This is a genomic window from Burkholderia sp. JP2-270, assembly GCF_003233675.1.
Classification (GTDB): Bacteria; Pseudomonadota; Gammaproteobacteria; order Burkholderiales; family Burkholderiaceae; genus Burkholderia; species Burkholderia pyrrocinia_C.
In genome coordinates, this window is sequence record NZ_CP029825.1 from 932,757 (window position 1) to 944,299 (window position 11,543).

Below are 11,543 nucleotides of genomic sequence, written 5' to 3' on the forward strand. Positions count from 1 at the left end.
GAGCGTCTACTGCCGTGCCGCATGCGGCATCACTTCGATTGCGCGGCCTGATCCAGTTGCGCGACGACCTTGTCGTTGATCAGACGCTCGATCTCGTTCGCGTCGTAGCCCAGCGCAACGAGCACGTCCCGGCTGTGCTCGCCGAGATCGGGCGCGCGGCGCGGCTTCACCTTGTCGACACCGGAAATCTGCATCGGGCTGTTGACCGTATAGGTCGCCTTCTCGCCGGCTTCGCCCAGCGGAACGAACACCTCGTTCGCGTACATCTGCTCGTCCTTGACGACTTCGTCTGCGACTTGCACGACACCGTAAATGACACGGGCTTCGTCAAAGGTCTTTTTCCAGTATTCGAGCGAATGGCCGGCGAATGCCTTGTCGAGAATGCCGACGAGTTCGGTGGCGTGCTTGGTGCGGCCCTCGGAGTCCGCGAAGCGCGGGTCTTCGAGCAGCGACGGCAGATCCATTGCCTTGCACAGGCCGGGGAATTCCTTGTTTGCCTGGAGCAACATCAGCAGCAGCCAGCGGTTGTCCGCGGTGCGGTAGGGATTGAACAGCGCGTTGAGCGGCGCATTGCGCGTATGCGCGCCGTAGAACTTCGCGCCGTTGAGTGCGCCCTCGGTCCAGAGTGCCGATGCCCACGCGCCTTCGGCAATGAGCGAGGTGGAGACGCGCGAGCCTTTGCCCGTCTTCTCGCGATGATAGAGGCCCGTCACGATCGCCGAGAACAGCGTGCTTGCCGTCGCGTGATCGCCAATCCCGGGGATGGGAACGGCGGGCGGGCTATCGCCGTCGCGGGTCACTTCCATCAGCCCGGAGCGCGCCCAATAGGTCGTCACGTCGAAGCCGGGACGGTTGGCCTCGGGGCCTTTCAAGCCATAACCCGTGATATCTGCGTAGATGAGACGGTCGTTGAGCGGCGCGAGCGCTTCGTAGGAGATGCCGAGTTTGTCGCGGACGCTGAGCGGGAAATTGACCACGACGACATCGGCCCATTTGACCAGTTTTTCGACAATGTCTTTTGCTGCGGGAGACTTGAGATCGAGTGCAAGACTCTGCTTGTTGCGGTTGGTGAGCTGCCAGGGATAGTTGGTGTCGCAGACGGGGTTCGGCGCCAGCTTGTAGAGGTTTCGATAGGGATCGCCGGTGCCGGGCGGCTCTACCTTGATAACCGTCGCACCGAAATCGGACAGTATCGTGGTTGCCGCGGGACCGGCGATATAGCTTGCGAAATCAACGACTTTGACTTCAGAAAAAATGCTGTCGGGGTTCTGCATGATGTCTGTAGCAGGTACTCTGCGTGTTGTATGGGTGACTCGGACTTCTGGTGCTCGCCAACTGCCGATACCTTATCCCGGTGCGCAGACGACTGACATGGGAGATGTCTCCGACACGCATGTGGTTTGTCACAATCCGCCAGCTCGACCGCCGACTATCGCCGCACGATGCCCTGCGCTTCAGAGAGCGATTTTTCGATCGGTGATAGTCTTCGGCCCGTGAACGCAAAGCTCAGCGCAAACGACACATGCAATGGAATTTGCACGTGGAGTCGCTCAATGCGTATGTGCCATCGAGACCGAGGCACCCGAGAATTTCTGGTCCGGCACCACTCTAGAGAACGATTGGCCACAATGAGAGTGATACATGTTCCGTCGCCGTCTGCGTTATTGCGGCAACAGATCAAGACAATCTCCGACGATCTGTCGACGGTGATCGAGCGCACCTATGCAGCATTAGGCGATATCGACGGCTACGAGGATCTCCCCATCTCCGTGAAGAAAGACATCGTCGACTCCATATCGATTTCGGAGCGCCTGTGGTTCCAATCGATCGTCGACGGCGAGTTTCCCGACAATGAAAGTCTGAAGACGTTTCAGGACTTCGGACGACGAAGAGTTCATCAGGGCATTTCTCTGCAGTCGCTGCTGAGAGCCTTCCGGATGGCGCTTAGAGAGGTTTGGCGCGCATGCGCCGATCTGGGCAGCAAGCACGACATCTTGCGCGACGAACTGCTGTTCGAGATTTCGCCGTACCTGATGGATTACTTCGACCACATGTCGCAACTGATTTCCTCCGCCTATCTGGACGAGCAGTACCGGCAGGCGCGCTGGCAGGAATCGCTGCGATACCAGTTGCATGACGTGGTCTTCAGCCGATCGCGCGACGACGATGCGTTTCGCAAGATCACCAAGGCGCTGGGCCTCGATCATGCCGTACCGAGAATCGCGGTTGCGTTGGCATCGTCGGCGCTCGACGGCGAGCCGATTCAGGCCGATCGCGCACTGGATCAGATCGTGCAAGTGACGGCGGGCATCCTGAAGACCTCGCGAGATACGCTGGTCGACGCCCGCCATCACGATCGCCTCGTCATCTGGGTTCCTTCGATACAGCAGGAATCCGCGAGCGCGAGCGACAGACGTGTCGCGGAATACATGGCGGCACTGCAGGAACGATTGCCGTCCGTCACGTCGATCGGGATCGGCCTCGCCGGCGTCGGCGCACAAGGCTGGGCCGCATCGGCCGACGAGGCGATACGCGCGCTGGATTTCGGCAATCGCTTCGCGCCGGATCAGAAGGTGCATCGCTACTCGGACATCGTCATCGAGGAATGCATCCGAGGGAACGACAGCGCGCTGAATTACTTTCTTTCGCTGCTGAACGAACTGTCGGTCGAGTCCGGCGCGACCCGCACGATCGAGGCGTTCTTCACCAACAGACGGCGTCGGAAAGTGACGGCGGCCGCGCTCGACATCCATCCGAATACGCTCGACCATCGGCTCGAACGGGTGGAGAGCATTCTCGGCGCGAAGCTGGACGACGCGCGATGGATCGCCAAGCTCGAAATCGCGCTGAAGTTGCGCGATGGGGCTTGCGCGTTGCCTGCGTGAGGGCGGCCGCAAGATGCGAGGCTCGCGTGGCATGACGCGTTGTCGTTCGCCGCGGTGTCGGCCCTTGTCCGAGCCGGCGACGACTCGTATCACTCGGAGCAATCGTCCGATCGTTGCTGCCGAATGTCTTACTGGATCACGGCCTGCTGTTTGACCGGTTTTGCCATAGAAACGGCAGGCTTGGACATGAACATATCGACTTCACCGGGTTAGGATGTCTCGACACCTGAATCCGACGGCCGCCCGCTTACGTTCATGAACGCGTCAGGCCCGCACGTGTCGCACAACAAGATGGCGGCCGTCATATTCATGCGTTCGCGGCGTCTGCATCGCGGACCGCAACGGCCGCATTGCATTGCACGCACACGCATCCTCATACACTCAAGTCGAGCTCTTCGAACATGTCGAATTTCCAGAACATTCAGTACGAAAAGAAGTCCGGTATTGCGTACGTTACCGTCGATCGCCCCAAATCGTTGAACGCGCTGAATTTCCAGACGCTCACTGAAATCACTGCGGCCTTCGAAGACGCACGCGACGACGATGCCGTTCATGGCGTGATCGTAACGGGCTCGGGAAACAAGGCGTTCGTCGCAGGCGCTGACATTTCCGAGATCGCCGCACTGTCGGCCGTCGCCGCGGAGAAATTTGCAGGGCTCGGGCATTCGACCATGAATCTGATCGAGACGCTCGGCAAGCCGGTCGTCGCGGCCGTGAACGGATTCGCGCTGGGCGGCGGCTGCGAACTGGCCATGGCCTGCACCATGCGCATCGCATCCGAACATGCGAAGTTCGGGCAGCCGGAGGTCAAGCTCGGCATCATTCCGGGCTTCGGCGGTACCCAGCGCCTTCCGCGGCTCGTCGGAAAGGGAATCGCGATGCAGCTGATCCTCACGGCGGCGCTCATCGACGCCAATGAAGCGCATCGCATCGGCCTCGTCAACGAGGTGGTGGAAGCGGACAAGTTGATCGCGCGCGCGGAGCAGATTCTGAATCAGATCGCCGCGAATGCTCCCATCGCAACGCGGCTTGCCATCACGGCCGTCAACCAAGGTGTCGAGGCGAGCCTCGAGCAGGCCTTGAGCCTCGAGCGTGCGCTGTTCGCGGTGTGCGCGGCGACGGAGGACAAGGCCGAGGGTACGGCGGCTTTTCTCGACAAGCGGACGCCGACGTTCCAATCGAAATGACGCGCTGATGACGTCGCCGGCGCGGTGGTGGCATATCCGCAAGCTCAGCATCGCGCCGAAAAGTCGACATCTCAGGGCAGCGTCTACTACCGCGCTCTTCCTAAAACGAAAATGCCGTTCAGTTGCTCAACTGAGCGGCATTAGCGGCCTGAAGAGGTGGCCTCGCAAAATCGGACAGCCAGATAAGTGGATCGGCCGGGGCCTGAGCCAGCGATAATGCTGGCAAAGGAAACGAGGAAATGACGAAGAGAACCCGACGCACGCACTCAGCGGCGTTCAAAGCGAAGGTGGCGCTGGCAGCGGTCAAGGGCGAGCGCACGCTGGCCGAGCTGGCGCAGCAGTTCGATGTGCACCCGGACCAGATTACCGAATGGAAGCGGCAATTGCAGGAGCGTGCGGCGGACGTGTTTGGCGCAGCAGGCATGCCGTCGAGCGAGCCGCCGGTGGACCTGAAGGCGTTGCACGCCAAGATCGGCCAGCTGACACTGGAGAATGATTTTTTAGAAGGTGCGCTCACCAAGGCGGGATTGCTGAGCGCAAAACGATGATCGACCGTACGCATGCGCTGCCGGTTTCGCAACAGACGCGACTGGTCGGCATCGCGAGATCGAGTGCGTATTACCGGCCGCAGCCGGTCAGCGAAACCGATTTGTTGTTGATGCGGCGAATCGACGAACTGCACATGGAGTTCCCGTTTGCCGGGGCACGGATGCTGGCGCGCCTGTTGCGTCGGGATGGCCATGAAGTCGGCCGCCGTCGCGTACGCACGTTGACGAAGCGCATGGGCGTGGAGGCGCTGTACTGCAAGCCGAACACAAGCCGCCGCAACGCGCAGCACAAGATCTGGCCGTACTTGCTGCGCGGCATGAAGATCGCGCGGGCCAACCAGATGTTCGCCCTCGACACGACCTACATTCCGATGGCGCGAGGCTTCGTGTACCTGACGGCGGTGGTGGACTGGGCGAGCCGCAAGATTCTCGCGCACCGGGTTGCCATCACGCTGGAAGCCACGCATGCCGTCGAGGCACTGGAAGAAGCGTTCGCCCGCTACGGGCTGCCCGACATCGTGAACACCGATCAAGGCAGCCAGTTCACGGCGGGCGCGTTCACCGAGGCCGTACTGGGTCGAGGCGTGCGGCTATCGATGGACGGCAAAGGGGCTTGGCGTGACAACGTGTTCGTCGAGCGCGTATGGCGCAGCATCAAGTACGAAGAGATTTACCTGCGGGCCTACGAGTCGGTCAGCCATGCCCGGCGCTCCATCGGCGACCACATCGAGCTGTACAACCGGAAAAGACCCCATTCGAGCCTGGCGGATCAGACGCCGGATGAGGCATACTTCGCGACGCTGCCTGCGATCAAATCGGCAGCATGATTGCCTCGGCCGCCCCACTTAAAAATCTCAGAAAACTGTCCGAACGAGTGAGGCCACCTCTGTTTGTCGGTGGCCCCCCTTGGTCAACGGCCTCGTTGTCATGCACAATCCGGTGCCCGACAATCCGGTTATCGCGCGTGGTCACGAGCGCGTGAACGCCCACCCATCTGGCAGACGGATCAGACTCATCGGTGTCATCACACAATTCGAAGGAAACAATGCCCGGATCTGCCTCTAAATAAACGATCCAGTGCAGGAAGCGGTAGTCCGATGGAACAATCCAGTCTCGGCTTGTCTTAACGCTATAGACAAGGTAGAGCTGCCGATTCCGGCGACCACGATGCCGGTAGGCGCGCATGACGTTTGCGCGCTGCTGCGACGAGAGTGTTGAGCCGGGCGCCATGACGCCTCCAATGGCCGGCGAAATACATCCGGCGGGCAAGGCTGAGTAAACTTTGGTTCAAACGGCAACTTTGCGTATTGTTTAGTTCAAAAATTCTGGAAGAAAATGTCTCCCATTGCAGTTGCCCAGCACTTCCGATCGACCGCCGGAAACGGGCAGCCTCCGACATTCGGTGGGTGAGATTTAGTTCCAGAGACTACGAGTACCCAACGCCCGGCAGATGTGATGGCAACGACACGAGCGCCGGGAATTCGACTCGGTCACATCGCACGTCATCCGAATGATCTGCAATGCGAAATCAATCGACTCGACCTGAACGACGAAGCGTCGACAATCCGACATCGTGTCGCCATCACGATCGACGCGTGGCAGATCTTTCGCCGACCGGCGCGCAATCATCTCCCGTCATCGAAGCGCTACGACGCCGCCGACGACGGCACGGCGTGACCGCCATCGTTCGGCTGTCGTCCGACAGCAATCGTTCGCGCTGACGTGCGCGACGGTCGTCACGATCACGTTCGTCAATCGCGCCCCGCCGCCATCGCATCGCCGATTACGCTCGAATCGTCCGCCGCTGCGCGCCGCCTCGAAGTGCAATAACTGACAGTTTCTCGTCCGGGGGCTTTTCATTAGATTGACGACACGATCAATGCAAGGTCTCGCTCACCGACATGACTCTCACTGCCAGCGAAGCACAGCCCACGACGACCGCCACGTACCGGGACATCGCCGAACGCCATACGCGGTCCGCCCCTTCCGGCGCGTTCCATCGCGATGCATGGGATGCATTGTCCGACGCGGGACTGTGGCGCCTGCCCGTACCGCGCGAACTCGGCGGCTCAGGGCGCACGTGGCACGACTTTGTCGATGCGTTCGAAGCGGTCGCCGCAACGCTGCGCTCCGTCGGTTTCGCGATGGCGCTCGCCAATCAGGCGACGCTGATTCGCGCAATCGTCGCGTACGGTTCCGACGCGCAGCGCGCGCGGCATCTGCCGCCGCTGCTGTCCGGCGCGATCGGCGCCACGGCGATCTCGGAGAAAGGCACCGGCACCGAAGTGCGCGCGCTCGAAACCAGCCTCGTGCGCAACGGCGACCACTATCGGCTCGACGGCCACAAGTACAACATCAGTCACGCACCCGAAGCGCGCCTGATGATGATCGTCGCGACCCTGGCCGGCGACGGCAAGCCGGCCACCGCGCTGGTGCTGATCGATCCCGAACGCGCTGGCGTGCGGCGCAGCGCCCCGCAGGCGACGCTCGGCGTCGCGGATCTTCCGATCGGCGATCTCGCGCTGTCCGGCGTGCGCGTCGACGCCGACGAACTGCTCGGCGCGCCCGGCGATGGGCTGCGCCTGCTGATGGACATCGCGTCGATGAATCGCGCGCTGTTCGGCCTGCTGTGCGCGAACGTCACCCAGCCGTTCCTGGCCGACGCGCTTGCACGCGCCGGCGCCCGCAAGACGCTCGGTGTCGCGCTGGACACCCATCAGCACGTGCAGCGCCGGCTGGTCGACGTCCAGGTCGGCATCGAACGCACGCGCTGGACGGCGCGCGCAGCGCTCGATCAACTCGTCGGGCAACGTCCCGAGGCGCTCGCGAACTGCTCGATCGCGAAGCTCGCAGGCGCGCGCGATCTCGCGCAGGCCGCGCTGCACCTGCTTGCGATTCACGGCAGCGACGGCTACCGGCGCGGCCCGCTCGCCACCTTCGTCGCCGACGCGCTCGCGATGGGCTCGGCCGGCGGCACCGAGGAAATGCATTACCGGAACATCTTCAGCCAGATGCAACGACGCGCGGCCGCCGCGGCGCGCACTGCGTAACCGTTCACCCTTCCATCACCCCTTCAGGAGCCGACCTTGACTATCCAGACTGGCCTGCGCGCCCGCGCCACCCACCGCGTCGACACGATTTCGCTCGCCGATCAATGGGGAGGCGAAGCGCATGCGCTCGCGAGCCCGATCATGATCATCTTCATCGAACAGACCTGCATGCAGGCGACCGACCATCTGCTGCCGGCCGGGCAGATGACGGTGGGCTACAACTTCGAGATCAAGCATCTCGCGCCGACACCGCCCGAATGGGACGTGACGATCGACGCCGAACTGATCGAGGTCGACGGCCGCATGATGACGTACCGGGTCGAGGTGCGCGACGCGGTGGGTGTCGTCGGCGAAGGCGTGCATACGCGCTGCGCCGTCAGCCGCGACGGGTTCCACCGCCGCCTCGACGAGCGGCGCGACAGCGCGGCGCTCGCGCGCTGACAAGCCGGAGCCCGACCATGATTCCGCTTCCTCTGCAGGGTCTCCGGCTGCCGGTGATTGCGTCTCCGATGCTGATCGCGAGCTATCCCGAGATGGTGCTCGCCCAGTGCAGGAGCGGGATCGTCGGCGCATTTCCGGCGCTCAACGCACGGCCCAGCGCGCAGCTCGGCGACTGGATCGACACCATCGACGGCACGCTGCGCGCATACCGGGACGCCCATCCCGACGCGCCGGTCGGCCCGTATGCGGTCAATCACATCTGCCATCCGTCGAATCCGCGCGTCGAACAGGATCTGCGCATCTGCATCGACCGGCGCGTGCCGCTGATGATCACGAGCCTGCGCGCGCCGTCGCGCGACGTCGTCGATGCGATCCACGCGTACGGCGGGATCGTACTGCACGACGTCACGACGGTGCGGCACGCGCAGAAGGCGCTGGAGGCCGGCGTCGACGGCCTCGTTCTCGTCGCGGCGGGTGCGGGCGGCCATGCCGGCACGCTGTCGCCGTTCGCGCTGGTCGCCGAAGTGCGGCGCTTCTACGATGGCTTCATCGCGCTGTCCGGCGCGATCGCGACGGGCGACGCGATAGCCGCCGCACGCGCGCTCGGCGCCGACTTCGCGTATATCGGTACACGCTTCCTGGCGTCGCACGAAGCAAACGTGGTGCAGCGATACAAGGACACGATCGTCGAAGCCAACGCGGCCGACATCATCTACACCGATGCGTTCACCGGCGTCCACGGCAACTACCTGCGCCAGAGCATCGAAGCGGCCGGGCTCGACGTGCGCCGTCTCGCGCGGGTCGACGGCGCGCAGCTCGATTTCTCGCCGGATGGCGGCGCGAAGCAGTGGCGCGACATCTGGGGGGCCGGCCAGGGCGTCGGCGCGATGGACGCGGTGCTCAGCGTCGCAGAGATCGTCGAGCGGCTCGAAGCCGAATACGACCGCGCCGTCGCGCGCGTGCAGCCGGGCGCGGCCGCGCACGTCGCCGCACGCCGCCCGTCCGTTTCCTCGACTTCACGGATCGAAACGCCATGACGCCGTCCGAGCTTGCCGCCCCGTCGTCCGTCGACGATGCGATCGCGCGCCGCCGCGCGCAGATCGACGTGATCGACGACGAGCTTCTCGCGCTGATCGGCCAGCGCATCGCTCACGCGACCGAAATCGGCCGTCTCAAGCGGCATGCGGGGCTCGCGGTGCGGCAGCCGGCCCGCGAAGCGTCGATCGTCGCCGAGCTGTGCACGCGCGCGCCGTGGGGGCTGCGCGACCGCGACCTGAGAGCCATCTGGCAGACGCTGTTCCGCGCGAGCCGCGACGCGCAATCGCTGCCGTCCGTCGCGTTCCTCGGCCCGTCGGGCACCTACACCGAAACCGCGATGCTGTGTCATTTCGGCGAGTTCGCCCGCGGGCAGGCGCACGAAACGATCGACGCGGTATTCGAAGCGCTCGCGCGCGGCGATGCGGAATGCGCGGTCGTGCCGGTCGAGAATTCCTCCGAAGGCAGCGTGACCCGCACGCTCGACCTGCTGATCGCGCAAGCGGCGCCCGTCACGGGCGAGATCGAACTGCCGGTCGCGCACTGCCTGCTGAGCGCCAGCGGATCGCTCGCCGGCGTCGACAGCGTGGTCGGCCATCCGCAGGCGCTCGCGCAATGCCGCGCGTGGCTCGACGCGCATGCGCCCGGCCTGCGCCGCATCCCGGTATCCAGCAACGCAGTGGCCGCGCGCGAGGCCGCGCACCTGTATGACTGCGCGGCGATCGCCGGCGAACCGGCGGCCGCTCTTTACGGATTGCGAATCGTATCCCGCGCAATCCAGGATCATCCGGACAACCGCACGCGCTTCGTGATCGTCGGCGGCCAGACGCCCGCCCCGACCGGCCAGGACCGCACGAGCATCGTGCTGCGGCCGACCGATGCGCCCGACGCGCTCGCGCGCATATTCGATGCGCTCGCCCACCACCGCGCACCGCTGCTGTGGGTCGATGTGCGCCCGGCGCGGGCGGCCGGACATGCGTACCGGTATTGCATCGACTTCGGCGGGCACCAGCTCGATCCGAACGTGCGCGCGGCGCTCGACGAAATCGCGCTCGCCGCTTCCGAACTGCGCGTCCTCGGCTCCTATCCGCGTGCCGTGGGCGAGACGGCCGGGCACGCCGACGGCCCGGCCGCGTGATGACGACGGCGCCTGCTTCGTCCCGCGTCGCCGCCCGGCTGCTCGCGATTCGCGACGGTCGCGACGATCGCCTGCTCGTGCTGTGCGGCATCGCCGCGGCGGGCTGCTTGCCACTCGCCGCCGGGCGATGGCTGCGCGCGCTGCGCGCCGAATACGACGACGAACTGGAACTGCTGCCGTTCGTGCGCGGCGCGCCGGATGCCGCCGATACCGCGTGCCTGCTGCGGCGCTGCGCGCGGCTCCGGCTTCCGGCGGTGGCGATCGGCGACACCGCGGCGTCCGCCTATAGCCGCTGGCGCGCGTGCCTGCCCGTCGCGCCGCTGACCTGGCGGGTGCTCGAAACAGCCGCTGCACGGGCCGCGACGCCGCTGCCCGGCGGCCTGCTGGCGCGCTGGCCGGCACGCGCGGCCGAGCCGGTCGACTGGCCGCGCTCGCGCCGCGTCGTCGCCGATCTCGGCGCCGCGTCGCCGGCGCTTGGCGCCCGGATCGGCGCATTCACCGACGCACTGTGCGACGGCTCGCTGGTGGTCGCAGGCATCGCGCTGGACACGGCCCCCGGCGCGCCTCACACCTTCGTCACCGATGCGCTGGACCCGCTCGCCAATTACGTCCGGATGCAGCGCATCGCCGCCGTGACGCGCCGCGCCCCGTCGCTGCGGAGCCGCCTGTGAGCCCGCGCCCGCAGGCCGGCCCGACGCGCATCGCGCTCGTCGGCATGCCCGGCGCCGGCAAGACGACCCTCGGCAGCGCACTGGCCCGCGCGCTCGCGCTGCCGTTCGTCGACGCCGACCGCGAACTCGAACGCCGCTTCGGCGCGCCCGTCGCGGCGCAATTCCATGCAGGCGACTTCCGCGCGCGCGAAGCCGACGTCATCGACGCACTGACGCGCGGGCCGGCGCTCGTGCTCGCGACCGGCGGCGGCGCCGTGCTGCGCGCCGATACGCGCGCCCGGGGCTCGGCCAGCGCTGTTTCGTGATCCATCTCGCGAGCGATCTCGACACCCTGTGGCACCGCACGCGTGACGACGCGTCCCGTCCGCTGCTGAACGTCGCCGACCCGCGCGCGGCGCTCGCCGCGCTGCACGACGCGCGCGAATCGCTGTACCACGCCTGCGCGCACTGCCGCATCGACACGTCGGGCCAGTCCGTCGCCCGAACGCTCGCGGCAGCGCTCGACGCGCTCGCGATGGCGTAATCCGCGCGACCTTATCTGTCCCCTTCAGCGGTTTCAACGATGCCGGCCGATTCGGCCGACTGCCA

10 protein-coding genes and 1 pseudogene are annotated in these 11,543 nt (G+C 65.2%); 9 read left to right on the top strand and 2 right to left on the bottom strand.

What is annotated here, in order from left to right:
- Window positions 1–29: 29 nt before the first annotated feature.
- Window positions 30–1,274 carry a CoA transferase gene (locus DM992_RS22075; RefSeq protein WP_111018638.1) on the bottom strand — a complete coding sequence of 415 codons (1,245 nt, stop codon included), beginning with the start codon at window positions 1,272–1,274 and terminating at the stop codon, window positions 30–32.
- 432 nt (window positions 1,275–1,706) lie between these two features.
- Here DM992_RS22075 and DM992_RS22080 point away from each other — a divergent pair, with 432 nt between their 5' ends.
- The 3 genes from DM992_RS22080 to DM992_RS22090 all read left to right on the top strand — a co-directional run bounded on the left by DM992_RS22080 (window position 1,707) and on the right by DM992_RS22090 (window position 5,447).
- Window positions 1,707–2,885 (top strand): helix-turn-helix domain-containing protein, encoded by a 1,179-nt coding sequence (locus tag DM992_RS22080; RefSeq protein ID WP_239511427.1) that lies wholly within the window; start codon window positions 1,707–1,709, stop codon window positions 2,883–2,885.
- A 401-nt stretch (window positions 2,886–3,286) separates the two neighbouring features.
- Window positions 3,287–4,072, top strand: coding sequence for an enoyl-CoA hydratase-related protein (locus DM992_RS22085; protein ID WP_111018640.1), 786 nt, complete (start codon window positions 3,287–3,289; stop codon window positions 4,070–4,072).
- A gap of 239 nt (window positions 4,073–4,311) precedes the next feature.
- Window positions 4,312–5,447, top strand: a protein-coding gene (locus DM992_RS22090) for an IS3 family transposase (RefSeq protein ID WP_111018641.1) whose coding sequence is annotated in 2 segments (ribosomal slippage) — window positions 4,312–4,567 and window positions 4,567–5,447 — 1,137 coding nt in all. Because the reading frame shifts where the segments join, the coding sequence is not laid out codon by codon here.
- On the opposite strand, the gene DM992_RS22095 is transcribed toward DM992_RS22090, so the two are convergent.
- Window positions 5,431–5,850 carry a hypothetical protein gene (locus DM992_RS22095; RefSeq protein WP_111018642.1) on the bottom strand — a complete coding sequence of 140 codons (420 nt, stop codon included), beginning with the start codon at window positions 5,848–5,850 and terminating at the stop codon, window positions 5,431–5,433. The two genes, DM992_RS22090 and DM992_RS22095, sit on opposite strands and share 17 nt — an antisense overlap.
- Window positions 5,851–6,521: 671 nt before the next feature.
- On the opposite strand from DM992_RS22095, the gene DM992_RS22105 reads away from it, so the two are divergent.
- From DM992_RS22105 to DM992_RS22130, 6 genes and pseudogenes are all read left to right on the top strand, one after another.
- On the top strand, window positions 6,522–7,670 hold the full coding sequence (locus tag DM992_RS22105; RefSeq protein WP_111018644.1) for an acyl-CoA dehydrogenase family protein: 1,149 nt from the start codon (window positions 6,522–6,524) through the stop codon (window positions 7,668–7,670).
- Window positions 7,671–7,706: 36 nt separating this feature from the next.
- Window positions 7,707–8,111 carry a hotdog domain-containing protein gene (locus DM992_RS22110; protein ID WP_034180561.1) on the top strand — a complete coding sequence of 135 codons (405 nt, stop codon included), beginning with the start codon at window positions 7,707–7,709 and terminating at the stop codon, window positions 8,109–8,111.
- Between the two features lie 17 nt (window positions 8,112–8,128).
- On the top strand, window positions 8,129–9,148 hold the full coding sequence (locus DM992_RS22115; protein ID WP_111018645.1) for a nitronate monooxygenase family protein: 1,020 nt from the start codon (window positions 8,129–8,131) through the stop codon (window positions 9,146–9,148).
- A complete protein-coding gene (gene pheA / locus DM992_RS22120; RefSeq protein ID WP_111018646.1) occupies window positions 9,145–10,284 on the top strand; it encodes a prephenate dehydratase in 1,140 nt (379 codons plus the stop codon). The genes DM992_RS22115 and pheA overlap by 4 nt, the downstream gene beginning before the upstream one ends.
- The gene (locus DM992_RS22125) at window positions 10,284–10,955 is read left to right on the top strand and encodes a hypothetical protein (RefSeq protein ID WP_111018647.1); all 672 of its coding nucleotides are present in this window, start codon (window positions 10,284–10,286) and stop codon (window positions 10,953–10,955) included. The genes pheA and DM992_RS22125 overlap by 1 nt, the downstream gene beginning before the upstream one ends.
- A 44-nt stretch (window positions 10,956–10,999) precedes the next feature.
- Window positions 11,000–11,478 (top strand): annotated as a pseudogene (locus DM992_RS22130) (shikimate kinase).
- Window positions 11,479–11,543 lie beyond the last annotated feature (65 nt).

What these genes read in the sequence shown, in the direction of transcription:
- DM992_RS22075 (WP_111018638.1), bottom strand. Translation starts at nt 1,274, where the DNA reads ATGCAGAACCCCGACAGCATTTTTTCTGAAGTCAAAGTCGTTGATTTC.
- DM992_RS22085 (WP_111018640.1), top strand. Translation starts at nt 3,287, where the DNA reads ATGTCGAATTTCCAGAACATTCAGTACGAAAAGAAGTCCGGTATTGCG.
- DM992_RS22095 (WP_111018642.1), bottom strand. Translation starts at nt 5,850, where the DNA reads ATGGCGCCCGGCTCAACACTCTCGTCGCAGCAGCGCGCAAACGTCATG.
- DM992_RS22105 (WP_111018644.1), top strand. Translation starts at nt 6,522, where the DNA reads ATGACTCTCACTGCCAGCGAAGCACAGCCCACGACGACCGCCACGTAC.
- DM992_RS22115 (WP_111018645.1), top strand. Translation starts at nt 8,129, where the DNA reads ATGATTCCGCTTCCTCTGCAGGGTCTCCGGCTGCCGGTGATTGCGTCT.
- pheA (WP_111018646.1), top strand. Translation starts at nt 9,145, where the DNA reads ATGACGCCGTCCGAGCTTGCCGCCCCGTCGTCCGTCGACGATGCGATC.
- DM992_RS22125 (WP_111018647.1), top strand. Translation starts at nt 10,284, where the DNA reads ATGACGACGGCGCCTGCTTCGTCCCGCGTCGCCGCCCGGCTGCTCGCG.